Raw genomic sequence first — 26,370 nt, 5'->3', positions numbered from 1 at the left:
CCGTCATTCCCGCGCAGGCGGGAATCCAGACCTCGATTCTTCAGAAGTATTATTTGAAGATTGCCGTAATCGCAAACTTCTGGATTCCCGCCTGCGCAGGAATGACGGCAGTCAAACATTCAAATTTTCGCAAGCAGTCTACTTAAGGTCGTCTGAAAGTTGACAGAACAAGGAACGGAATATGTGGAATTTAATCAACGCCCCCGAAACAGAAATCTTCGGCATCGCCATAGCGCTGATGGTTTTGCTCGGCGTGTTGGAAGTCATCTCCATGCTGGCGGGCGGCATCAGCGACTGGCTGGACAACCTGCTGCCCGACAGCCTGACCGAAACCGCGCACGCCGAAGTCGGGCTGGACGCGGCGGACGCGGGCGTGTTCGTCAGGTTTCTGAGCTGGCTGTATGTCGGTCGCGTGCCGGTGTTGATGCTGATGGTCGTTTTCCTTGCCGTGTACGGACTGACGGGCTACCTGTTTCAGACGACCTTTGCCGCCGTGTTCGGCAGCTATCTGAACGGATGGCTGGCGGCAGTAGCCGTGTGGTTCCTTTCGCTGCCGCTGGTGCGCCTGACGGCGGGCGGACTGTACAAAATCATGCCCAAAGACGAAACCACCGCCGTTTCGCAGGAAAGCCTAATCGGACGCATCGGCACAGTGGTGCTGGGCGAAGCACGGGCAGGCAGCGCGGCGCAGGTGCGGGTGAAAGATGTGTATGGTCAACAGCATTATGTAATGGCAGAACCGGATTCCGACGAAGTGTTAAAACAGGGCGACGCGGTGTTGCTGGTGTCGCTGGAGGGAAATACGTTTAAAGCGATTTTGAATCCGAGCGGGAGCTTGGTGGATTGAGGTCGTCTGAAAAGATAAACGCCGGTTTGCAATGAACCATCATTTTTATCAATTGATTAGAAAAACAAAACGGGGATAGATATGGGTCATTTGGCGCAGCCTGAGCGCGATATGCAATCCCGCATCGAAGCGTTGAAAAACAAGCTGCCGCGAGGTGTCATCGTTGTCGGCGACGGGCTGCTGTTTAAACATTCGTTATTCAGAGGTTTGTTGTTTCAACCCTTGGTTGCTTTCTTGTTCGGCCTCATCGGCGTAGGCGGTCTCTGGTTGAAGATGGTGAAATGGATGGATCCATCGTTTTCAAGCAATATGACTTGGCTGCTGGCTATTATGCTCACGCTATTGTGGCTGTGGCGCGTGGAACGTTGGTGGTGCGGACTGACGACCCGAAAGTCGATTTATATTGATCGCGAAAAATTGATTATTTACGGTGCATTCGGACGCATCCGTTATCAAGGCGGACATGACGGGGCTTACAGGAAGTTTGACCGTATACATATGAGTGACATCGTCGGAGTCAGCCTGATTACCGAACGTAGAGGAACAACAGTAATCGGCGGGCTGCTGGGCTTAGGAAGACACAATATCTGCACAACAGCTTCCCGAAATGCATTGATTGAATTAACAGGTTGGCAGTGATATTCAAGGTATAAGCTCGGTAGGTCGGATTCTTGAATCCGACAAATTGCCCCGTTTCATCAGTATTGCACATAACCGAAATTGTCGGATTCAAGAATCCGACCTACCTTTAAAACCCCAGATTTTTAACCTTTCAGACGACCCTAAACCCTAAAAAAACCGTCTGAACCCACGCCCCTCAAGGGTATATCGACAACAAGAAAGGAAAACCTATGAACTTAGTTTCCATCGGCATCATCGCCGGCGTCATACTCGTCGCGCTGTTCGTACTCGGCCTCATCCTCACCCGCCTGTACCGCCGCGCCAGCAAAGAAGTCTCCTTCGTCCGTACCGGCTTCGGCGGCGAAAAAGTCATCATGAACGGCGGCGCGATGGTGCTGCCCGTGCTGCACGAAATCATCCCTGTCAACATGAATACGCTGCGCCTCGAAGTGCGCCGTGCGGCGCAGCAGGCGTTGATTACCCGCGACCGGATGCGCGTCGATGTAATGGCGGAATTTTATGTCCGCGTCAAACCCAGCGCGGAGAGCATTGCCACCGCCGCGCAAACGCTGGGTATGAAAACCATGTCGCCCGACGAGTTGAAAGACCTCGTCGAAGGTAAATTCGTCGATGCCCTGCGCGCCGTCGCCGCCGAAATGGCGATGGAAGAGCTGCATGAAAAACGTGTTGATTTCGTTCAGAAAGTGCAACAAGTCGTGAGCGAAGACTTGTTTAAAAACGGTCTCGAACTCGAAACCGTCTCCCTGACCGGCCTCGACCAAACCAGCTTTGAGTTTTTCAACCCGCAAAACGCTTTTGACGCGGAAGGTCTGACCAAACTGACCGAAACCATCGAAGGCCGCCGCAAAAAACGCAACGAAATCGAACAAGACACCGATTTGGCGATTAAAACCAAAAACCTCGAAGCCGAGCAGCAACGCCTGAAAATCTCGCGCGAAGAAGAATACGCCAAACTCGAACAAGAACGCGAAATCGCCGTGCGCCGCGCCGAACAGGAAGCCAGCATTGCCGAGCAGGAAGCGCAGAAAAAACGCGAGGCGGAAGAAGCCAAAATCGCCGCCGAACGCGAAGTGGATTTGAAACGCATCGCTGCCGAACGCGACATTAAAAACGAAGACATCCGCAAAGCCCAAGCCGTCGAGCAGGCAGAAGTCGAGCGCCGAAAAGCCATCGAGCTTGCCGAACAAGACCGCGCCATCGCCGTTGCCGAAAAATCGCGTGCCGAATCCGAAGCCAAAGCCGAGGCCGACAAAGCTCGCGCCGCCGCCGTACGTGAAGAAGAGAGCGTGATTACCGTGCGCGAAACCGAACGCGCCGAACGTGCCAAAGCGGTCGAACTGATTGCCGCCGAAGAAGCCGCGCAAAAAGACGCGATTTCGCTCACCGTCGCCGCCGAAGCCGAGAAACAGGCTGCGCAAGACCGCGCCGAAGCCGTGCGCATCGCCGCCGAAGCCGAAGCCGAGAAACAACGCCTGCAAGCCAAAGGTGAAGCCGATGCCAAAGTCCTGCTGGCACAAGCACAAGAGCAGCAATACAAAGTCGATGCCGAAGGTACCCGCGCCGTGAACGAAGCTGCCAATGTCCTGAGCGTCGAGCAAGTCGAAATGCAAGTGCGCCTCGCCCTGTTGAAACACCTGCCCGACATCATCCGCGAATCCGTGCGCCCGATGGAAAACATTGACGACATCAAGATTCTGCAAGTCAACGGCTTGGGCGGATTCAGCGGCGCTGCCAACGGCTCCGAAGGCGTGTCGGACGGTCAAACCACACAAGCCAGCCTCGCCGACCAAATGGTCAACAGCGCCCTGCGCTACCGCAGCCAAGCCCCGCTGGTTGACGGCCTCTTGAAAGAATTGGGCCTGAACGGCGGCGACATCAACGGTCTGACGCAAGGGCTGGATAAAGGCATCGGCAAAGAATAAGCCGCGCCGTTAAGAAGGTCTGAAAACAAAGGTCGTCTGAAAACCCGAAACAGGGTTTCAGACGACCTTTTGTCAGATGTTTTAGTATAAAATCCCACTTTATTTTTTTCTCCCCGTCCTTATCCCATGCGCCTGACCCACATCAAACTCTCCGGCTTCAAATCTTTTACCGACCCGACTACGATTCATGTGCCGGGGCAGCTTGTTGCGGTTATCGGGCCGAACGGCTGCGGCAAGTCGAATGTGATTGACGCGGTGCGCTGGGTGTTGGGCGAGGCTTCGGCAAAGCAGCTTCGCGGCGAGAGTATGCAGGACGTGATTTTTAACGGTGCGGCAACGCGCCGTCCTGCGCCGAGGGCTTCGGTGGAGCTGGTGTTTGACAACAGTGACCACAGTTTGCAGGGGGCGTGGGGGCAGTATGCCGAGGTGAGCATCAAGCGGCAGCTGACGCGTCAGGGCGAATCGACTTATTTCATCAACAATCAGACCGTGCGCCGCCGCGACATTACCGATTTATTTTTGGGTACGGGCGTGGGCGCGCGCGGTTATGCCGTTATTGAGCAGGGGATGATTTCGCGCATCATCGAAGCGCGGCCGGAGGAGTTGCGCGCCTATATCGAGGAAGCGGCGGGCGTGTCCAAATATAAGGAACGCCGCAAGGAGACGGAAGGTCGTCTGAAAGATACGCGCGAGCATTTGCAGCGTTTGGGCGATTTGCAGAACGAGTTGGCGCGTCAGGTGGAAAAGCTGGAGAAACAAGCCGAAACCGCCGAACGTTACAAATCCCTGACCGCGCAGTTGAACCAACAACAGGATTTGCTCGATTACGCCCAATGGCAGCAATCGCTTGCCGCCGCCGACAAGGCGACCGCGCAGCATCAGTCTTTGCAGGCGCAGCAGGACGAAACCGCCGCGCAGGTTCAGGCGTTAAACGACGAAGTACACGCCTTGCAGACCGCCGAACAGTCGCAGCAGCAGGCGGTACACGAATTGAGCAACAAACGCGGCGTGTTGCGCGAGCAGATTGCCCGTTTGGAAGAGCAAATCCGCCATCAGCAAAACCTGCACCAACGCATCGAACGCGACAAGCAGGCGGCGCAGGCGCAGATGCAGCGCATCCATCAGGAGCAGCAGCAAATCCGCGTACAGCTTGAAGAAAACGAATTGCAGGCCGAAGAAAAGCAAACCGAATTGGCAGAGTGGGCGATGCAGGTTGCCGAACACGAGGAGCGTCTGCCCGAATTGGAAGAAGCTCAAGCCACGCTCAACGCCGCCTTCCAAACCCAGCAGGACGAGGCAAACCGCATCCGCCGCGAACTGGCGTTGAAGCAGCAGCAGCTTGCCCATGCCGGACAAACCGTTGCCAAGCACGAAGAGCGCAAAGGTCGTCTGAAACAGGAAAACCAAGCCCTGAACCTGCCCGACGAAGCCGAAACCGCCGCCGCGCAGGAAGCCGCCGTCTTGTTGCAAAGCCAGCAAGAGCATTACGAAGAACAAATCATTGCCGCCGAAGAAGCCTTGCACGCCGCCCGCGAGGCGTTTCAGACGACCTCGAGCCGCTTCCAAAGCCTGAAGCAGCAACACATCACCTTGCAGGCGCAGCAGCAGGCGTTGTCGCAAATCCTGTCGCAACAGCAGGAAGCCGCCGACTTCTGGCAGGCAACCGACCACGCCGCCGCGCCGCAACTGTGGCAACACATCACCGCGCCCGCCGAGTGGCAGCACGCCTTGTCCGTTATCCTTGCCGAACGCCTGCACGCCCGCGCCGTGCCACACGGCTTCGCTCCCCCCGCGCCTTTGCCGCAGGGGCAGGCAGCATGGCTTTCAGACGACCTCTCGGGCGGCATCAAAAAATCTCTGCCCGTACAGGCATTACTGAACCAAATCCAAGCGCAGCCGCCGTTTCAGACGGCATTGCACCACTGGCTCGACGGCGTATTGTGCGCGCCCGATTTGAGCTACGCCCTCGCGCATCAAAGCGATTTGGGCGCACACCAAATCTGGCTCACGCCCGAAGGCCATCAGGTCGACAAAGTCAGCGTCCTGCTCTATGCCAAACCCGCGCAGGAAAGCCTGATTGCCCAAAAAGCGCGCCTTGACGGCATCGTGTCAGAACTGGAAAACCTCGCCCCCGAACTCTCCGCCGCCGAAGCCGCGTTCAAGCAGGCGGAGGCCGCCGTGCGCTCGTCCGAAGTGCAGCACAAAAATCTGATGCAGCAGCAACAGCAGCACACGCGCCAATACAGCCAGGCGCAGCAACGCGCCGCCGAACTTCTGGCGCGCACCAACCAAGGGCAAATCCGCCGCGAACACATCGAGCGCGAACTGGCGCAGTTGGCGGAAGAACAGACCGTGTTGCAACACACGTCCGACGGTCTTTCAGACGACATCGCTACTTTGCAGGAAGCCGCCGCCGAACTCGAACACCAACAGCAAACCACCGCACACAGCCGCCAAGAGCAGCAAGGCCGTCTGAAACAGGCGCAGCTTGCCTTGTTGGAAGCCAACCGCCAATACGGGCTGGCCGAAGTCGCCGTCCACAAACTCAACCAGCAGAAACAAAACTACCAGCAGCAAATCGCCCGGCTCGAACAGCAAACCCTGGACTGGCAGGAACGCCAGCAAGAGCTTGCCCTCGCCTATGAGACCGAGTTCCAAAACGACGAGCAGCACATCAAGCTCGACGAGTTGACCGAAGCCGTGCACACGCTGGACGAAGAATACATCGCCGTGCAGGAAAAACTCGCGCAGATTCAGGAACAGGGCAGGGAGCAATACGCCCGCGTACAAACCCTGCAAACCAAGCTGCCGCAGCTTCAGGCCGCCACCCAAACCGCACTGTTGCAGCAACAGGAAGCCTTGATTAACGCCAAACGTTACCATCAAAACCTGACCGAACGTGCCGCCGATTTGGACGCACTCGAAGCGTTGGCGCAAGAATCGCCGAAAGTATTGAACAGCAGCATCGGCAGCCTCACCCAGCAAATCGAAGCCCTCGGCGCCGTCAACCTCGCCGCCCTGCAAGAACTCGAAGAAGCGCGCGAACGCGACGGCTACTATCGCAGCCAAAGCGAAGACGTGCAGGCAGCCATCACCCTTTTGGAAGAAGCCATCGCCCAAATCGACGACAAAACCAAAGCGCGTTTCAAAGAAACCTTCGACGCCGTCAACGGAAAAGTCCAAACCTTCTTCCCGACCCTGTTCGGCGGCGGCGAAGCCACCCTCAAAATGATAGGCGACGACCTTCTGACCGCCGGCGTGTCCATCATGGCGCGCCCGCCCGGCAAGAAAAACAGCACCATCCACCTCCTCTCCGGCGGCGAAAAAGCCCTCACCGCCATGAGTCTCGTGTTCGCCCTGTTCAGCCTCAACCCCGCCCCCTTCTGCCTTCTGGACGAAGTCGACGCCCCGCTGGACGACGCCAACACCTCGCGTTTCTGCAACCTGGTCAAAGAAATGTCGGCGCAAACCCAGTTCCTTTACATCTCCCACAACCGCCTGACCATGGAAATGGCAGAGCAGCTCGTCGGCGTAACCATGCAGGAAAAAGGCGTATCGCGCGTCGTCGCCGTAGACATCAAACAGGCGTTGGAAATGGCGGAACCGTGATGAGGTGGGGGAATTTTGATTGAGTTTGATACGGAAAGGTCGTCTGAAAGTGTATTTCAGACGACCTTTTATTTCTTTCTAGAGATGCTATAAAAAACTTTACATTTACCTCAAACAGGTTTAAAACTCTTCCTTTTCCCCTATTCAGAAATTTGTTAACAATTTCCCCCTAAGGAGCTACAACATGAAAGTAGGTTTCGTCGGCTGGCGCGGCATGGTCGGTTCGGTTTTGATGCAGCGTATGAAAGAAGAAAACGACTTCGCCCATATTCCCGAAGCGTTCTTCTTCACCACATCCAACGTCGGCGGCACGGCACCTGATTTCGGTCAGGCGGCGAAAACATTATTGGACGCGAACGACGTTGCCGAACTGGCGAAAATGGACATCATCGTAACCTGCCAAGGCGGCGATTACACCAAATCCGTGTTCCAACCCCTGCGCGACAGCGGCTGGAACGGCTACTGGATTGACGCGGCGTCATCCCTGCGCATGAAAGACGACGCGATTATCGTCCTCGACCCGGTCAACCGCAACGTCATCGACAACGGCCTCAAAAACGGCGTGAAAAACTACATCGGCGGCAACTGCACCGTCTCCCTGATGCTGATGGCGCTGGGCGGCCTGTTCCAAAACGATTTGGTCGAATGGGCGACCAGCATGACCTACCAAGCCGCATCCGGTGCGGGCGCGAAAAATATGCGCGAACTCATCAGCGGCATGGGCGCGATTCACGCCCAAGTGGCGGACGAGCTTGCCGATCCTTCCAGCGCGATTCTCGACATCGACCGCAAAGTGTCCGATTTCCTGCGCAGCGAAGACTATCCGAAAGCCAACTTCGGCGTACCGCTTGCCGGCAGCCTGATTCCGTGGATTGACGTGGATTTGGGCAACGGCCAGTCCAAAGAAGAATGGAAAGGCGGCGCGGAAACCAACAAAATCCTCGGCCGCAGCGACAATCCGACCGTAATCGACGGCTTGTGCGTCCGCATCGGCTCTATGCGCTGCCACAGCCAAGCCATCACCCTGAAGCTGAAAAAAGACCTGCCCGTTTCCGAAATCGAAGCGATTTTGGCAGGCGCGAACGACTGGGTGAAAGTCATCCCCAACGAAAAAGAAGCCAGCATCCACGAGCTGACGCCCGCCAAAGTAACCGGTACGCTGTCCGTCCCCGTCGGACGCATCCGCAAACTGGGCATGGGCGGCGAATACATCAGCGCGTTCACCGTCGGCGACCAGCTCTTGTGGGGCGCAGCCGAACCCCTGCGCCGCGTGTTGCGCATCGTGTTGGGCAGTTTGTAAGATTTGCAGGTCAAACAAAAAAGCAACGGTTTATCCGTTGCTTTTTTTATCAAGGTCGTCTGAAAGCAGCAGGGGTGGACGGATTCTTAAATTTAACGGTTTATAGTGATTTACATAGAAACCTTATGCCGTTATTCCCGCGCAGGCGGGAATCTAGAAATTTGAAATCATGGCAACTTTGTAAATTTTTCTGAAACCCCGAAATCGAGATTCCCTCCCGCGTGGGAATGACGGCATGGGCAAATTATCAAACTCTACCTGTGCAATGCCTCTAGGTCGTCTGAACGTCCTTTCAGACGACCCCTTCCTACATTTTCAGCTAAAATACGCGCCATTAAAGGACAAAGCCATGATGACGCCCGAAACCCAGAAACAGCTCAAAATCACCGACGTTTCCGCCAAGAAGCTCGACAAACTCAACCTCCATACCGCATGGGATTTGGTTTTGCATCTGCCGCTGCGTTATGAGGACGAGACGCACATCATGCCGATTAAAGACGCGCCGCTCGGCGTGCCGTGTCAGGTCGAGGGCGAAGTCATCCATCAGGAAGTAACGTTCAAACCGCGAAAGCAGCTGATTGTCCAAATCGCCGACGGTTCCGGCAGCGTCCTTTTTCTGCGCTTCATCCACTTTTACGCCAGCCATCAGAAACAGATGGCGGTCGGCAAACGCATCCGCGCCGTGGGCGAAATCAAACACGGGTTTCACGGCGACGAGATGATTCATCCCAAAATCCGTGATGCCGAGGGCAGCGGTTTGGCGGAAAGCCTCACGCCCGTCTATCCGACCGTAAACGGTTTGAACCAGCCCACTTTGCGCCGCATCATTCAGACGGCGTTGGACATTACGCCGCTGCACGACACCTTGCCCGATGCCTTATTGGGCCGTCTGAAACTGCCGCACCTCGCTGAAAGCCTGCGCCTTTTGCATTCGCCGCCGCCGAGTTTCACCATCCACCAGCTTTCCGACGGCGCGCTGCCCGCATGGCAGCGGCTCAAATTCGACGAACTTTTGGCGCAACAGCTTTCCATGCGGCTGGCGCGGCAGAAGCGCGTCAGCGGTACGGCGGCGGCATTGGGCGGCGACGGCACGCTGACCCAAGCCCTGCGCCACGCCTTGCCGTTTGCCCTGACCGATGCGCAAGAAAGGGTCGTGTCCGAAATCCGCCGCGACATGGCGCAAACCCATCCTATGCACCGCCTGCTGCAAGGCGATGTCGGCAGCGGCAAAACCATCGTCGCCGCCTTGTCCGCGCTGACCGCCATCGAATCCGGCGCGCAGGCGGCCGTGATGGCGCCGACCGAAATCCTTGCCGAACAGCATTTCATCAAGTTCAAACAATGGCTCGAACCTTTAGGACTCGAAGTCGTCTGGCTTTCCGGCAGCCAGCGCAAAAAAGCCAAAGACGAAGCCAAAGCCAAACTCGCCGACGGTACCGTCAAAATCGCCGTCGGCACGCACGCCCTGTTTTCAGACGACGTCGAGTTCCAAAATCTGGGCTTGGTGATTGTGGACGAACAACACCGCTTCGGCGTCGCCCAACGCCTTGCCCTTAAAAACAAAGGGCGCGACGTCCACCAGCTGATGATGTCCGCCACGCCCATCCCGCGCACGCTCGCCATGAGTTTTTTCGCCGACTTGGACGTGTCCGTCATTGACGAATTGCCGCCCGGGCGCACCCCGATTAAAACCCGCCTCGTCAACAACGTCCGCCGCGCCGAAGTCGAAGGCTTCGTCCTCAACATCTGCCGCAAAGGGCAGCAGGCATACTGGGTCTGCCCGCTGATTGAAGAAAGCGAAACCCTGCAACTGCAAACCGCTACCGAAACCCTAGCCCAGCTTCAGGCAGCCTTGCCCGAACTCAACATCGGCTTGGTACACGGGCGCATGAAGGCTGCCGAAAAAGCCGAAGTCATGGCGGAGTTTGCCGCAGGCCGTCTGAACGTCTTGGTCGCCACCACCGTCATCGAAGTCGGCGTAGATGTGCCCAACGCCGCCCTGATGGTGATCGAACACGCCGAGCGCATGGGCTTGGCGCAGCTGCACCAATTACGCGGGCGGGTAGGGCGCGGCGCGGCAGAAAGCGTGTGCGTCCTCCTGTTTGCCGAACCCTTGAGCGAACTTGCCAAAGCGCGGCTGAAAGTCATCTACGAACACACCGACGGCTTCGAAATCGCCCGCCAAGACCTCAACATCCGCGGCCCCGGCGAATTTCTCGGCGCACGCCAAAGCGGCGTCCCCATGCTGCGCTTTGCCAACCTCGAAGAAGACCTGCACCTCTTGGAACAAGCGCGCGAAATTGCCCCCTTGCTGATTGAACAAAACCCTGAGATCGTCGAAGCGCATCTGGCAAGATGGCTTGCCAGCAGGGAAGGGTATTTGGGCGTGTGAGGCCGTCTGAAGATAGTAAGTTGAAATGAAAATCCGCAAGCGCCGCATTCCCGCGCGGCGGGAGTCGAAGGAACCAGTGATGTAGGTCGGATTCTCGAATCCGACATTTTGGACATTGGAGAAATAGCTTGCAGTGGCGGGCAGGTTAACGGCTTATCGGATATATGCAGCAAGCCGTATCGATGTAGGTATTTTTAGAAAAAAGGTCGTCTGAAACAAGTTTTCAGACGACCTTTTTGCCTTATCGGCTTATATTGTAGCGTGGGCTTTGCCCACAGATGCGGTTTGCAGAAATATTGGTCTCGGCAGGGCGTTTATGTTTTACCGGCGAAACCCTTCATATTTTCAGACGACGTTTTTAGCCAAATCAAACGTTCAAAAATAAACTAAATATCTATAATTCGATTTTGAAAATTACCGTTTATCCGAATTAAAATCCGTCTATCAAATTTGTATAAAAAAATAACATAAAATCATCATATTAAGAATATATAAAACCTCAAAATACCGCTTGTCTAAAAACAATACCGTTTATCAAATCCATTTCAATATTATTAAAATAGGTATGAAAGTGACGAAATGCGTCATATGACATAAAACGTTTCCCTTTTCTTCTCAAAAATGACAAAACACGTCATATCCCCCCAAAAAATCCCACGTCATAAAAAAGCCAAAATCTGCCCGAAAAATCCTTCAAAACAAATTTAAACCTATTAAAAACATAAAATTACAAAATATTTTCACAAAAAATCCAAAAAAATCCAGACTTGGCACATTCCCTGCTTGATACATTACGTCCGGCAAGGGAAACGAAGCAACGAAGCCCGCCCCGGGAAGCTGTATATTCCTTCTACTTGATGGTTTTACTCATAAACAAGCAGAGCCAAACACATTACGGATTTTTTAACAACAAACATTTTTATTCACAACACTTTTTTAACTGGAGTTTATTAAATGAAAGCAATCCAAAAAGGTTTCACCCTGATCGAATTGATGATCGTCGTAGCAATTATCGGTATTTTGGCCGCTGTTGCCCTGCCGGCTTACCAAGACTACACTGCACGCGCCAAAGTATCTGAAGTTGTATTGGCTGCTTCCCAATGCCGTACCGCAATTACCGAAGCTTCTCAAACCGGTTTTGCTGCTACTCCTGCTAATGATAATAGCTTCGGTTGTGGTGAGAAAGGTACTGATAATGCCACTTCTACCCAATATGTTGAGGAAATTACAACTGACGTAAATGGTGTGATTAATGTTAAGGCCCAAAACATCAGCCAACTGGGTACAAATGTTAATTTGACATTCACTCCTTACAAGGATGTTAAGTTGACAGACCCTATGGTAGCCAAAGACTATAACCGCGCATCTTTGGTTAACGGTGGTATCAAAGGTTGGAAATGTGCTGCTCCTACTGAAAAAGGTATCCAAGCCAAATACCTGCCTGCTTCTTGCCGCTAATTCGGGCTTGAATAGCAAACCCCGCCCTCGGGCGGGGTTTTGACGTAGGTCGGATACTCGTATCCGACAAAAAGGCCGATGTCCACACATTGCAAAAATTCGGGAATGATTGGAATGTCGGATTCGAGAATCCGACCTACATGGATTGTTCGGTTTCAACGTAGTCGGATACTTGTATCCGACAAAAATCTTTCTGAAAAAAATCTAATTGAAAAAAGGGAATTCATGCGATACCGACGCTTTTATCAAACGGGCGGCACTTACTTTTTTACGGTGGTTACTGATAAACGACAAAAAATCCTGACTGATGAAACGGTGCGTTCGGCCTTGCGGCAGGCGGTAATGACGGTTCGGGAGTGGTATCCGTTTGAAATTGAGGCATGGGTGCTGATGCCCGACCATCTTCATACGATTTGGCATCTTCCTGAGAATGATGCGGCTTATTCGGAACGTTGGCGGCAAATTAAACGCTACAGCCAATATTTGATTGGAAGAGAATGTCGGCTTTGGCAAAAAAGGTTTTGGGAACATACCATTCGTGATGAAACGGACTTTATCAATCATTTCAATTACCTACATTTTAATCCCGTAAAGCATGGCTATGTCGATCAGGTTTCCGATTGGCCGTTTTCTACTTTTCACCGTTATGTGAAACAGGGGATTTACCCAAAGCACTGGGGTGGAAGCAATGTGGATTTCAGCATTAAATATGATGGGTAAGTCGGATACTCGGATCTGATAAACCTTTTATGTTTTACCACTTTTGATTATGACGAGGATGTTTGAAAATGTCGGATTCAAGAATCCGACCTACAGAATTACTTTTATTTTTAAGGTCGTCGAAAAACATCAACTACACACGTTAGGAACGAAATGAAACCGTCTTCAACACAGGGTTTTACATTAATCGAACTTATGGTTGTTGTCGCTATTATCGGCATCATCGCCGCTATCGCCCTGCCGTCTTATCATGCTTATACCATTCGAGCCAAAGTCAGCGAGGGTTTGTTGATGATGACACAGTGCCGCGAAGCCGTTACCGAGGCCTCTATGTCGGGGTTTATCGACGCGCCTTCTGCCAATAACGGGTTTAGTTGTGGTAATACAGGTTCAACCCATCTGACCTTTAATGTCGATACGGATGAAAATGGTAAAATCACCGCCGTCATGCACAATATCCCCGAACTGGGAGAGCATAATAAGGTTGAACTGATTCCCTATACCGATGCGGAATTGACTACTCCGGCAACCAGTAAAGATTTTATGCGGGCAACAGCAAAAGAAGTACGCGGCTGGAAATGTTCCGCTCCGGCTGTCAACGGTATTTCGGCTATTTATCTACCGTCAAGCTGCCGTTAGAAATGTAGTGTGTAGATTGAATTAGCAGCCACAATATAGTGTGGACTTTGTCTATAAAGATATTTTTAGTGAAGAGGTCGTCTGAAAAGCGTTTTCAGACGACCTTTGTCATTTAAGGCTTATTTCCAAACCAAGAGCGCGTGGTTGCGTTTGCCGCGCCGTACGATGGTGTATTTGCCGAAGCGTTTGTGCGCGTCGGTCAGCAGATAGGCATCGTCGGGGCGTTCGGCGGCGTGGTTCGGGTTGTTCGATTCGGCGGCTTGTCCGTTGAGCAATACCGCTTTGCTGTTCACAAAACCGCGCGCTTCTTTGTTGGACGAGGCCAAGCCGGTTTTAACCAAGGCTTCGACGACGTTGAGGCCGTCTGAAACTTCAAATGCGGGCAGACCGTCGAGGGCGAGCTGTTCGAAGTCGCTTTCCGTCAGGCTGCTTTGGTCTTCGGCAAACAAGCTTTCGGAAATACGCTGCGCGGCTTGCAGGGCGGCTTCGCCGTGAATCAGGCGGGTCATTTCTTCGGCGAGGATGCGTTGCGCTTCGGGCTTGGTGCCGCTGGCTTGGTCTTTCGCTTCGATGGCGTCGATTTCTTCGATAGACAGGAAGGTGAAGTATTTCAAGAATTTATACACATCGGCATCGGCAACTTTCAGCCAGAATTGGTAGAACTGATACGGCGAGGTTTTCTTCGCGTTCAGCCATACTGCGCCGCCTTCGGTTTTGCCGAATTTGGTGCCGTCGGATTTGGTGACCAGCGGCAGGGTCAGGCCGAATACTTGTTTTTGGTTCAGACGACGTGTCAGGTCGATACCGGCGGTGATGTTGCCCCATTGGTCGGAACCGCCGATTTCCAAAACCGCGCCATGGCGTTTGTTCAATTCGGCAAAGTCGTAGCCTTGCAGCAGGGAATAGGCGAATTCGGTGAAGGAAATACCCACATCGTCGCGCTCGATACGCTGTTTGACAGATTCCTTGTTCAGCATGGCGTTTACGGAGAAATGCTTGCCGATGTCGCGCAGGAAGTCGAGGCAGTTCATGCTGCCGAACCAGTCGGCGTTGTTCGCCATAATGGCGGCGTTTTCGCCTTCAAAGCTCAAAAACGGTTTCAGTTGGTTGCGGATGCTTTCTACCCAGCCGGCAACGGTTTCGGCGGAATTCAAGCTGCGCTCCACCGCTTTGAAGCTGGGGTCGCCGATCATACCGGTTGCGCCGCCCACCAAAGCAATCGGCGTATGACCCGCCTGTTGGAAACGGCGCAATGCCAACACGGGCAACAAGTGGCCGATATGCAGACTGTCGGCGGTCGGGTCGAAACCGCAGTAGAGGGCGATTTTTTGTTCGTTTAACAAAGCGTCTAAGGCTTCGATGTCGGTAGTTTGCGCGATAAGGCCGCGCGATTGTAGGTCTTGGATGACGCTCATCGGTATCTTTCAAAAAATTAGCGGTTTTGCAAACCGCTAATTGTAACAAATTTAATCGGATCAATGGCTATGGTGCGTATCGAGGAGTTTATGCTTTTCGGAAAAACGCTTGGCCAATTCTATTCCGCCGTAAGGGTTGATATGGTCTTTATCCGAGTAAACCGGCAATTCATTGATTTTAAAGTTTTCCGGGATGTAGGCGGCGGCATCAATGATATGGACATTAGGATATTTGGCTGCCAGTTCCCTAATACGGAGATTGCCTTTCGTGGTCGCTTCATCGTTTGAATACAGGTTTTGGCGATAACCCGGTATACGGGAGGACAGCATATAGGCGCGCAGGGCATTGTAAGACAAGGTTTGGTTGTCCGTCATGAGGTAAACAATTTGTTTCTCAGAAGATAGTGTTTGCAGCATGGTGTCGAATTTTTGAAAGAAATCAGCATCATAAGAAATAGAATTGCTGTTTTCCGGCATTTGGTTGCCCCAGCGCATGGCCAAAAGCACTTTTGAATATCGAGGCAGATGCTCTTGTGCATACTGATAAAAGGCGCGGCAGGAGGCATTTTGTTTGAACACTCGGGCTGAGTAGCCTTCTACATAGGCGCAACTGTCGGCAGAAACCATGGTTGCAGACCATTTTTCTTTTTTGCCCACGGCGTCAAAGAATGTTTTGTATTGGTCGGCGTGAGAGTCGCCCAAAATCAGCAATTCCGGCTGTTTTTCCGTATCTCCCCAAAGGCATTGTTTGTCGGTATTGTTATGACAGGAAGTGTAGGAGCGTGCCAATCCCATACGGTCATATTGCGCCATAAACGGCAGCTTCATCGCGAAAAAAGAGCCTACGGCCAAAATCAGCATGGGGAGGGCATAAATCCACGAGGCAGATTGTACAAACGAGCCTTTCCAATTTTTAAACGGTTTTTCTATGCAGAAATAAGAAATCAAGGAAAGTACCACCATCAGGACGATCGCTGCCGCTGTTGAATAAGGAGGCAGGTTGTCCGGACCGATATAGCGCATAAAGGCCAATATAGGCCAATGCCACAGATAAAGTGAATAGGAAATCAAGCCTATGGCAACGGTGATTTTCCATTGGAAAAATTTTTTAAGCGGGTGGTCGAAATGATTGAAATAAATCAGTGCTGCCGAAGCCAGGCAAGGAATCAAAGCGGCAGGGCCCGGAAAATAAGCGGTTTGTTCCGTGTAGGCAAACAGACAGACAAACAGTATGCAGACGGAAAATAAAGTACCTGCGGCAGCATATTGTTTGCCGATAGAAAGTTTCTGCTGTTGTTGATATTGCATCCATACGGCGGTTAACGACCCGACCAGCATTTCGCAGGCACGCAGATGGGGGAGGTAATATTTATCCAGTGAAGAAGGCATAAAGGAAGCGGCAAGGCTTAACACACATAACGCGATGAGAAAGCCAAACTGAACGCGCCAGCTTTTGCGGACGACGAGCAGTAGCAATATCGGAAAGACAAAGTAGTATTGTTCTTCGACCGATAAAGACCAGATATGGAGCAGAGGCTTTTCTTCCTGTGCCGGATCGAAATAGCCTTGTCCTTTTGCGAAATACAGATTGGATGCGAAACCCAAAGCAGCCAGTGAGGATTTCCACAAAAGAAAGAAATCATCTTTGGTGAATAAAAGAAAGCCGCCTATCAGCGTTGCGATTAATACGGCAAAAAATGCAGGCAGAATCCGTTTGATGCGGCGGATATAAAACGTTTTAAAAGAGAAAATTCCCTGACTCATTTCACGATGGATAATCATCGTAATCAAAAAGCCTGAAATCACGAAGAAAATATCGACACCGAGAAAACCGCCCGGCAACCAGTTCTTTTCGATATGGAAAGCTACGACGGATAAGACGGCCATGGCGCGCAATGTATCAATGTCAGGACGGTAAGATAAGACTTTACTCATAATATTTTTACTTTAAATAGAGCCGGCAATGCAGAGGTCGTCTGAAAGATAATTTTATAAGGGTTACTGGTTGTTCAAATCGGGTGTAGGGTGTATGGGTGGGCTGCTTTAGAATAATTGTTGATAGTGTCGGTTTGATTGGGTAGTTAGATTGAAAACTCAGGTGATAGTTTTAAGATGTGGGCTTAATATTTTATTTTTATAATTAATGAGATAGGGCTTAATCGGGTTTGAGTTTTTATACGCTTCCATTTCCATGGCAAGGTGAACCCGAATAATTGTTCAGAACAGGTTTCAGACGACCTTGCCCGACTCAAAAAGTATCGGGAGGTCGTCTGAAAACCTGTTGCATTGGGTTTATACGTTAAACAGGAAGTGCATCACATCCCCGTCCTGCACGACATATTCCTTGCCTTCTACGCGCATTTTGCCGGCTTCTTTGGCTTTGGCTTCGCCGCCGAGTGAGACAAAGTCGTCGTAGGAAATAACTTGGGCGCGGATGAAGCCGCGTTCGAAGTCGGTGTGGATGACGCCGGCGGCTTGCGGGGCGGTGTCGCCTTTGTGGATGGTCCAGGCGCGGACTTCTTTGACGCCGGCGGTGAAGTAGGTTTGCAGGCCCAAGAGGTCGTAGCCCGCACGGATCAGGCGGTTGAGGCCGGGCTCTTCCAAGCCCATTTCGGCAAGGAATTCGGCTTTTTCGTCGTCTTCCAACTCGGCGATTTCGCTCTCCATCGCGGCGCAAACGGCAACGACGGGCGCGTTTTCTTTTTCTGCCAACTCTTTCAGGCGGTCGAGGTGCGGATTGTTTTCAAAACCGTCTTCGGCAACGTTGCCGACATACATGGCAGGCTTGGCGGTCAACAGGAACAGCGGTTTGAGCATGGCGAGTTCTTCAGCGTCCAAACCGAAAGAACGGACGGGTTTGCCTTCGTCCAGATGCGGCAGCAGTTTTTTGCACAGCTCGACCAGTTTTTGCGCGTCTTTGTCGCCTGAGCGGGCGCGTTTTTCTTCGCGGACGATGGCTTTTTCGACGCTGGCGAGGTCGGCAAGGGCTAACTCGGTGCCGATGGTTTCGATGTCGGCAATCGGATCGACTTTGCCTGCGACGTGGACGATGTTGTCGTCGTCAAAGCAGCGCACGACGTTGACGATGGCGTCGGTTTCGCGGATGTTGGCGAGGAACTGGTTGCCCAAGCCTTCGCCTTTGCTCGCGCCCGCAACCAAGCCGGCGATGTCGACGAACTCGACGATGGCGGGCTGCATTTTTTGCGGGTTGACGATTTTCGCCAACTCCGCCATGCGCGGGTCGGGTACTTCGACGATGCCGACGTTGGGTTCGATGGTGCAGAAGGGATAGTTCGCCGCTTCGATGCCCGATTGGGTTAGCGCGTTAAAGAGGGTGGATTTGCCGACGTTGGGTAGGCCGACGATGCCGCATTTCAAGCTCATGGTTTTTCCTGAAAAGATAAAAGTTTAACGGCGGATTATAGCATATCGGGGAATGACTCAAAAACTGTAAAGGTCGTTTGAAAAGCGCGTTTTTATGCGGTGGGAACGGTTGGCGTTTTCAGACGACCTCGATGATGAAGGGACAAGGTAGCGTGGGCGTTGCCTGCGAGAAATATATCGGTCTATTTTGCTTGGGGCGAGTGGCAAAATATCCTGATTTTCGTGGGCAAAGCCCACGCTACGGCTGCGGCGGGTATTGTTTTCAAACTCGCAATAGAAGGTCGTCTGAAAACGGGTATAACGGGCTTGCCTGGCTGCAATCCGTGATTTCAGACGACCTTGGTAACGAGTAGAAAAGTAGCGTGGGCTTTGCCCACGAGAAACATATCGGTCTATTCTGTTTTTGGGCGATGGACAAAATATCCTGATTTTCGTAGGTAAAGCCTACGCTACGGTTTCGGCAGGCGTTTTATTTAAATCCATAATAAAAAGGTCGTCTGAAAACAAGAGTGGCGGGTTTTTATAAAACCACCACTTCGTTTTCAGACGACCTTTTGTGTATATGGATTTTTAATCAAACAGCAAAATCAGCAGCAACACAATCGCAATCACGCCCAGCCACATGCTTTGCCGCTGCTGTACTTTGACCAAATGGATATAGGCATCGCGCATTTCCTGCTGGCGGTTTTCGTCAACCAGCGCATTGATTTTGCGCGGCAGGGAAGGGATGATTTGCGCCCAGTCGGGGGCTTCGTTTTTGAGGTTGCGCCAAAGGGCTTTGGGGCCGACCTGTTCGTTCATCCATTTCACCAAAAACGGTTTGGCAGTTTTCCACAAGTCCAAATCGGGATCAAGCTGCCGTCCCAAGCCTTCGATGTTGAGCAGCGTTTTTTGCAACAACACAAGCTGCGGTTGGATTTCGACATTGAAGCGGCGGCTGACTTCAAACAGGCGCATCAGCACCAAACCGAAGGAGATTTGCGAAATCGGTTTGTTGAACACCGGTTCGCACACGGCGCGGACGGCAGCTTCCAATTCTTCCGCGCGCGTGTCGGCGGGTACCCAGCCCGATTCGATGTGTGCGGTGGCAACGCGGTGGTAATCGCGGTTGAAAAAGGCGAGGAAGTTGATGGCGAGATAGCGCTTGTCGTAGTCGGTCAACGTGCCGACGATGCCGAAATCAAGAGCGATGTAGCGGTTGTCGGCGGCGACCAGAATATTGCCGGGGTGCATATCCGCGTGGAAAAAGCCGTCGCGGAAGACTTGCGTGAAGAAGATTTCCACGCCGTAATCGGCAAGTTTGTGCAAATCGATGCCGTCAGCTTTGAGTTTGGCGATTTCCGATACGGGCGTGCCGTCCATCCATTCGATGGTCAGTACGTCGCTGGTGCAGTAGTCGTAAAACACCTTGGGCACAATCAGCATATCGCTGTTTTGAAAGTTGCGGCCGAGCTGGCTGGCATTGGCGGCTTCGCGCATTAAATCCAACTCGTCATGCAGATATTTGTCGAATTCCGCCACCACTTCGCGCGGTTTCAAACGCTTGCCGTCGGCAAACAGACGCTCGACCCAAGCCGCGCCGAAACGCATCAGCGACAAATCTTGTTCGATAACGGGCAAAAGGTTGGGGCGCAAGACTTTGACCGCCACTTGTTCGCCCGAATGCAGGCGGGCTTTGTGTACTTGGGCGATGGACGCGCTGGCGACGGGTTCGGTTTCAAATTCCGCGTACAGCGTTTCGATGGATTGCCCCAGCGATTTTTCGATTTGCAAGCGTGAAAGCTGCGCGTCAAACGGCGGGACTTTGTCTTGCAGCTTTGCCAGTTCGACCGCGTAATCATGCGGAATCAAATCGGGGCGCGTAGACAGAACCTGTCCGAATTTGATGAAAATCGGCCCTAAGCTTTCTAAGGCAAGGCGCAGGCGCACTGCCGGCGGTTCGTTTTCAAATTCAGACGACTGCGGCAGCATTTTCAACAGCGTCCGCGCCCAGCCCGGACGGACAAGCGCGGCAAACAGCTCGGCGAGGCGGTAGAGGTAAAGCGTGCGGAGGATGGTTTTGATGCGTTTGAGCCGTTTCATGAGGATATATTGATATTGCGCGACAGTCGGTAATGCGGGAATTATATAGGAAACGGCAGGCCGTTGGCGGGCTGGTTTTTGAAAATGTCGTCTGAAAATGAAGCAAGGTGGTTTTAAGGCGGAATTTGGGTTGGTCCGTTTTGGGTGTTGTTTAACTACTGAAAAATTGTGCGGATTGTTTTGGTATTAGGAAAGATAGTTTCAAGGTTTGAAAACAAGATTTTTTAATAGATTTTCATAATATTTTGTTTTACATGGTATTTTGATTGGCGTGTCCGCATTGTGCGGTGAACCTGTTTGCGCTGCCTTTGCAAGTGGGAATTTTTACGGTATGCTGGATTGGATTATTTACAAATCAATAGGATTTTTTTACTTATCTTGTTGTAATTGAAAATGATTTGTTCCGCGTATCCGTAAAAACGCGAGAATTTCCGCTGTATTTTAATTAGAAAAATGTTTGGGCGTGGATTGCCTGCAATTTCATCAGCCCGTGATTTTGAAGTTTTAGATGAGGAATAGTACATGAATCCCATGTATATCACTTTTGCAATCTATCTGATTGCCGTTCTCTTGATTGGTCTGGCCGCGTATTTCTCCACGCGCAATTTCGATGATTATATTTTGGGCGGGCGCAGCTTGGGTCCGTTTGTTACGGCGATGTCGGCGGGTGCGTCCGATATGTCGGGCTGGCTTTTAATGGGTCTGCCCGGCGCGATTTATTTGAGCGGTTTGAATGAGGCTTGGATTGCCATCGGTTTGGTGATCGGCGCGTATTTCAACTGGCTTTTGGTGGCGGGCCGTCTGCGCGTACATACCGAATATGCCAACAATGCGCTGACGCTGCCTGATTATTTCTTCCACCGCTTCGGCGCGGGCGGACATTTGATGAAAGTGGTTTCCGCGCTGATTATTCTGTTTTTCTTCACGATTTATTGCGCCTCGGGCATTGTGGCGGGTGCAACTTTGTTCCAAAGCCTGTTTGAAGGCATGACTTACAATCAGGCAATGTGGCTGGGTGCGGGTGCAACCATTGCCTATACCTTCTTGGGCGGCTTTTTGGCGGTAAGCTGGACAGATACGCTGCAAGCTTCTTTGATGATTTTTGCGCTGATTTTGACGCCGGTAATGGTCTATTTGGGTCTGGGCGGTGCAGACCAAATGTCTGCCGCAATTCAAAATGTTGCCGCAAGTACAGGCAAGGAATACGGCAGTCTGTTTGCCGGTACGACCGTCATCGGCATTATTTCCACCGCCGCATGGGGCTTGGGCTATTTCGGTCAGCCGCACATTTTGGCGCGCTTTATGGCGGCTGAAAGCGCGAAATCACTGGTGTCTGCACGCCGCATCGGTATGACTTGGATGGTGTTGTGTCTGGCAGGCGCAGTGGCGGTCGGCTATTTCGGCATTGCGTATTTTGGTGCAAACCCCGACCAAACCGCTTCCATGAAGGGCAACCACGAACGTATCTTCATCGCGCTTTCTACTTTATTGTTCAACCCTTGGATTGCAGGCATTATTTTGAGCGCGATTTTGGCGGCGGTCATGTCCACTTTGTCTTGCCAGCTTTTGGTTTGCTCCAGCGCGATTACCGAAGACTTCTACAAAGGCTTTTTGCGTAAAAATGCGCCGCAAAAAGAGCTGGTGTGGGTGGGTCGTCTGATGGTGTTGGCGATTGCTGTGATCTCCATCCTGATTGCGTCCGACCCCGAAAGTAAAGTTTTGGGCTTGGTGTCTTATGCGTGGGCAGGTTTCGGCGCGGCGTTCGGTCCGATTGTGATTCTGTCGGTATTGTGGAAACGCATCACGGCATACGGCGCTTTGTCGGGCATGATTGCCGGCGCGCTGACTGTGGTGGCGTGGGCGGAGTGGGTCAAAAAACCGGCTTTGGCTGCACATGAAACCGGTATTTGGACTATGTACGAAATCGTCCCCGGCTTTATCGCCTGCTTGATTATCGCTATTCTGGTTTCACTGACCGACAAAGAGCCGTCTCGTGAAATCCAAGAACGTTTTGAAAAAGCGGATACAGAATACCGCGAGGCGAAATAAGTGTTTTCAGACGACCTGCCGTTGACCGCAGGTCGTCTGAATTTTTATACGGGAAGGCAGGTTTTATTTTTATATTGATGCTCATGCGGATAATGCACTCTTTGGACTTTATCTGCTTTTTATCAAAGCAAAAAATCCTGTTTTTGAGATAAATTGCTTGTCCGGCCCTTATAAATTTATTAAGATATTATCTATATGCTTTAAATCTTTTCAGACGACCTCGAAAAGGGATGGGGTCGTCTGAAAATCATCATAAAAACTTTGGAGAACCTTAAAATGTTTGACTTTGCTTTTCCGACACAAACGCCACTGCGCCAAGCGATTACCGATGCTTACCGCCGCGACGAAATCGAAGCCGTTCAGGATATGCTGCAACGCGCCCAGATGAGCGACGAGGAGCGTCGGGCGGCGTCCGAACTCGCGCGCCGTTTGGTTACGCAGGTTCGTGCCAGCCGCACCAAAGCCAGCGGGGTGGATGCGCTGATGCACGAGTTTTCGCTCTCCAGCGAAGAAGGCATTGCGCTGATGTGTCTGGCGGAAGCTTTGCTGCGCATTCCCGACAATGCGACGCGCGACCGCCTGATTGCCGACAAAATTTCCGAAGGCAACTGGAAAAGCCATTTGAACAACAGCCCGTCCCTGTTCGTCAACGCCGCCGCATGGGGCTTGCTGATTACCGGCAAACTGACCGCGCCGAGCGACAAGCAGATGGGTTCGGCTCTGAACCGCCTCGTCAGCAAAGGCGGCGCACCCCTGATCCGCCAAGGCGTGAACTACGCCATGCGCCTGTTGGGCAAGCAGTTTGTTACTGGACAAACCATTGAAGAAGCACTGCAAAACGGCAAAGAGCGCGAAAAAATGGGCTACCGCTTCTCCTTCGATATGTTGGGCGAAGCCGCCTACACCCAAGAAGATGCCGACCGCTATTACAACGACTACGTTCAAGCCATTCACGCCATCGGCAAAGATGCCGCCGGACAAGGCGTTTACGAAGGCAACGGCATTTCCGTCAAACTTTCCGCCATCCATCCGCGCTACTCGCGCGCCCAACACGAACGCGTGATGAGCGAACTCTTGCCTCGTCTGAAAGAGCTGTTCCTTTTGGGTAAAAAATACGATATCGGTATCAATATCGACGCCGAAGAAGCCAACCGTTTGGAGCTGTCTTTGGATTTGATGGAAGCACTCGTTTCCGACCCCGATTTGGCGGGTTACAAAGGCATCGGCTTTGTCGTTCAGGCATATCAAAAACGCTGCCCCTTCGTCATCGACTATCTGATTGACCTTGCCCGCCGCAACAATCAAAAACTGATGATCCGCCTCGTTAAAGGCGCGTACTGGGACAGCGAAATCAAATGGGCGCAAGTGGACGGTCTGGACGGCTATCCGACCTACACCCGCAAAGTCCATACCGACATTTCCTACCTCGCCTGCGCGCGCAAACTGCTGGACGCGCAAGACGCAGTGTTCCCGCAATTCGCCACCCACAACGCCTACACCTTGGGCGCGATTTACCAAATGGGCAAAGGCAAAGACTTTGAACACCAATGCCTGCACGGCATGGGCGAAACCTTGTACGACCAAGTGGTCGGCCCGCAAAACTTAGGCCGCCGTGTGCGCGTGTACGCCCCGGTCGGTACGCACGAAACCCTGCTCGCCTACTTGGTGCGCCGCCTGTTGGAAAACGGCGCGAACTCGTCATTTGTCAACCAAATCGTCGATGAAAACATCAGCATCGACACGCTGATCCGCAGCCCGTTCGACACCATCGCCGAACAAGGCATCCACCTGCACAACGCCTTGCCGCTGCCGCGCGATTTGTACGGCAGGGGTCGTCTGAATTCCCAAGGCGTCGATTTCAGCAACGAAACCGTGTTGCAACAGCTTCAAGAAAAACTCAACCGCGCCGCCGCGCAAGACTTCCACGCCGCATCCATTATCAACGGTAAAGCCCGCGATGTCGGCGAAGCGCAACCGATTAAAAACCCCGCCGACCACGACGACATCGTCGGCACAGTCAGCTTTGCCGATGCCGCGCTTGCCCAAGAAGCCGTCGGTTCAGCCGTTGCCGCGTTTCCTGAATGGAGCGCGACGCCAGCCGCCGAGCGCGCCGAATGCCTGCGCCGCTTTGCCGATTTGCTGGAACAGCACACCCCCGCGCTGATGATGCTTGCCGTGCGCGAAGCGGGTAAAACGCTGAACAACGCCGTCGCCGAAGTGCGCGAAGCCGTCGATTTCTGCCGCTACTACGCAGGCGAAGCCGAAAACACCCTGCCCAAAGACGCCAAAGCCGTCGGCGCCATCGTCGCCATCAGCCCGTGGAACTTCCCGCTCGCCATCTTTACCGGCGAAGTCGTTTCCGCATTGGCGGCAGGCAACACCGTCATCGCCAAACCTGCCGAACAAACCAGCCTGATTGCCAGCTACGCCGTTTCCCTGATGCACGAAGCAGGCATCCCGACTTCCGCCTTGCAACTTGTGCTCGGCGCAGGCGATGTCGGCGCAGCGCTGACAGGCGACCCGCGTATTGGCGGCGTGATTTTCACCGGATCGACCGAAGTGGCGCAACTGATTAACAAAGCCCTTGCCAAACGCGACGACAGCCCCGTATTGATTGCCGAAACCGGCGGTCAAAACGCCATGATTGTCGATTCTACCGCGCTGCCCGAGCAAGTTTGCTTGGATGTGCTCAACTCCGCCTTCGACAGCGCGGGACAACGCTGCTCCGCCCTGCGTATCCTTTGCGTTCAAGAAGATGTTGCCGACAAGATGCTCGCCATCATCAAAGGCGCGATGGACGAATTGGTCGTCGGCAAACCCGTTCAGCTCACCACCGACGTAGGCCCCGTCATCGATGCCGAAGCGCAGCAAAACCTGCAATCGCACATCAACAAAATGAAAGGCGTTGCCAAGTCTTACCACGAAGTCAAAGCCGCCTCCGATGTTGATCCTGCGAAATCCACTTTCGTGCTGCCGATTTTGTTCGAACTCAACAACTTGAACGAACTCACCCGCGAAGTCTTCGGTCCCGTCCTGCACGTTGTCCGCTACCGTGCCGACGAACTTGACCAAATCATCGACCAAATCAACAGCAAAGGTTACGCGCTCACCAGCGGCGTACACAGCCGTATCGAAGGTACGGTCAAACGCATCCGCGAACGCATCGAAGCGGGTAACGTTTACGTCAACCGCAACATCGTCGGCGCCGTCGTCGGCGTACAACCGTTCGGCGGACACGGTATGTCAGGTACAGGCCCGAAAGCAGGCGGTTCGTTCTATCTGCAAAAACTGACCCGCATCCCCGAATGGGTTGCCCCGCCGTTGAGCCGCATCGGACAAGCGGACGAAGCCGCGCTCAAACGCCTTGAAGCCCTGATTCACAAGCTGCCGTTTAATGCGGAAGAGAAAAAAGCAGCGGCATCAGCATTGGGACACGCCCGCATCCGCACCCTGCGCCAAGCAGAATCCGTCTTGGTCGGCCCGACCGGCGAACGCAACGCCATGAGCTGGCGCGCGCCCAAACGCATCTGGGTACACGGCGGCAGCCTCCTGCAAGCCTTCTGCGCCCTGACCGAACTTGCCGCCGCAGGCATCGTAACCGTCGTCGAACCCGACAGCCCGCTTGCCTCTTACACCGCCGACCTCGAAGGCCTGTTGCAAGTCAACAGCAAACCTGAAAGCACAGGCGTGCACCACGTCGCCGCCCTAAGCCCGCTGGACAGCAGCCGCAAGCAAGAGCTGGCAAAACGCGACGGCGCACTCATCCGCATCCTCCCGTCCGAACAAGGCTTGGACATCCTGCAAGTGTTTGAAGAAATTTCTTGCAGCGTCAATACCACAGCCGCCGGCGGCAACGCCAGCCTGATGGCCGTTTCTGACTAAAAGGACTGAATAAACGCCAGAGCGTTTGA

General features: G+C 53.0%; 15 protein-coding genes. 11 read left to right on the top strand and 4 right to left on the bottom strand.

The window, feature by feature from the left end; genetic code table 11:
- The first annotated feature begins 181 nt into the window (after window positions 1–181).
- From HMPREF2954_RS01875 to HMPREF2954_RS01835, 9 genes are all read left to right on the top strand, one after another.
- Window positions 182–847, top strand: coding sequence for a YqiJ family protein (locus tag HMPREF2954_RS01875; RefSeq protein ID WP_003767067.1), 666 nt, complete (start codon window positions 182–184; stop codon window positions 845–847).
- Between the two features lie 81 nt (window positions 848–928).
- Window positions 929–1,486 (top strand): hypothetical protein, encoded by a 558-nt coding sequence (locus HMPREF2954_RS01870; RefSeq protein ID WP_045072488.1) that lies wholly within the window; start codon window positions 929–931, stop codon window positions 1,484–1,486.
- Window positions 1,487–1,698: 212 nt separating this feature from the next.
- Entirely contained in the window at window positions 1,699–3,411 is a 1,713-nt protein-coding gene (locus HMPREF2954_RS01865) for a flotillin family protein (RefSeq protein ID WP_003743659.1), read from the top strand.
- A gap of 126 nt (window positions 3,412–3,537) precedes the next feature.
- Window positions 3,538–7,020, top strand: coding sequence for a chromosome segregation protein SMC (gene smc, locus HMPREF2954_RS01860; protein WP_045072489.1), 3,483 nt, complete (start codon window positions 3,538–3,540; stop codon window positions 7,018–7,020).
- 184 nt (window positions 7,021–7,204) lie between these two features.
- The gene (gene asd / locus HMPREF2954_RS01855) at window positions 7,205–8,320 is read left to right on the top strand and encodes an aspartate-semialdehyde dehydrogenase (protein WP_045072490.1); all 1,116 of its coding nucleotides are present in this window, start codon (window positions 7,205–7,207) and stop codon (window positions 8,318–8,320) included.
- Between the two features lie 349 nt (window positions 8,321–8,669).
- Complete coding sequence (gene recG / locus HMPREF2954_RS01850) at window positions 8,670–10,712, top strand: ATP-dependent DNA helicase RecG (protein ID WP_141755616.1); 2,043 nt, start codon at window positions 8,670–8,672, stop codon at window positions 10,710–10,712.
- 954 nt (window positions 10,713–11,666) lie between these two features.
- Window positions 11,667–12,170 (top strand): pilin, encoded by a 504-nt coding sequence (locus tag HMPREF2954_RS01845; RefSeq protein WP_045074559.1) that lies wholly within the window; start codon window positions 11,667–11,669, stop codon window positions 12,168–12,170.
- Between the two features lie 225 nt (window positions 12,171–12,395).
- Window positions 12,396–12,890 (top strand): REP-associated tyrosine transposase, encoded by a 495-nt coding sequence (locus tag HMPREF2954_RS01840; protein ID WP_045074676.1) that lies wholly within the window; start codon window positions 12,396–12,398, stop codon window positions 12,888–12,890.
- A gap of 153 nt (window positions 12,891–13,043) precedes the next feature.
- Window positions 13,044–13,529, top strand: a complete 486-nt coding sequence (locus tag HMPREF2954_RS01835) for a pilin (RefSeq protein WP_045074561.1) — start codon at window positions 13,044–13,046, stop codon at window positions 13,527–13,529.
- 119 nt (window positions 13,530–13,648) lie between these two features.
- On the opposite strand, the gene tyrS is transcribed toward HMPREF2954_RS01835, so the two are convergent.
- The 4 genes from tyrS to ubiB form a co-directional block, all read right to left on the bottom strand.
- A complete protein-coding gene (tyrS, locus tag HMPREF2954_RS01830) occupies window positions 13,649–14,944 on the bottom strand; it encodes a tyrosine--tRNA ligase (RefSeq protein WP_045074564.1) in 1,296 nt (431 codons plus the stop codon).
- A gap of 60 nt (window positions 14,945–15,004) precedes the next feature.
- Entirely contained in the window at window positions 15,005–16,879 is a 1,875-nt protein-coding gene (locus HMPREF2954_RS01825; protein WP_045074566.1) for an acyltransferase family protein, read from the bottom strand.
- A gap of 357 nt (window positions 16,880–17,236) precedes the next feature.
- Entirely contained in the window at window positions 17,237–18,328 is a 1,092-nt protein-coding gene (ychF, locus tag HMPREF2954_RS01820; RefSeq protein WP_016687874.1) for a redox-regulated ATPase YchF, read from the bottom strand.
- Between the two features lie 570 nt (window positions 18,329–18,898).
- Window positions 18,899–20,410 carry a ubiquinone biosynthesis regulatory protein kinase UbiB gene (ubiB, locus tag HMPREF2954_RS01815; protein ID WP_045074569.1) on the bottom strand — a complete coding sequence of 504 codons (1,512 nt, stop codon included), beginning with the start codon at window positions 20,408–20,410 and terminating at the stop codon, window positions 18,899–18,901.
- 522 nt (window positions 20,411–20,932) lie between these two features.
- Between ubiB and putP the strand changes: the two genes are divergently transcribed.
- Both putP and putA read left to right on the top strand, forming a co-directional pair.
- Complete coding sequence (gene putP / locus HMPREF2954_RS01810; protein WP_045074571.1) at window positions 20,933–22,459, top strand: sodium/proline symporter PutP; 1,527 nt, start codon at window positions 20,933–20,935, stop codon at window positions 22,457–22,459.
- A gap of 276 nt (window positions 22,460–22,735) precedes the next feature.
- A complete protein-coding gene (gene putA, locus HMPREF2954_RS01805; protein ID WP_045074573.1) occupies window positions 22,736–26,341 on the top strand; it encodes a bifunctional proline dehydrogenase/L-glutamate gamma-semialdehyde dehydrogenase PutA in 3,606 nt (1,201 codons plus the stop codon).
- Window positions 26,342–26,370: the final 29 nt, after the last annotated feature.

This window comes from Neisseria sp. HMSC067H09, assembly GCF_001814135.1.
GTDB lineage: Bacteria > Pseudomonadota > Gammaproteobacteria > Burkholderiales > Neisseriaceae > Neisseria.
The sequence above is the reverse complement of the archived record's forward strand: the minus strand, read 5'-3'. Positions and strand labels throughout refer to the sequence as shown.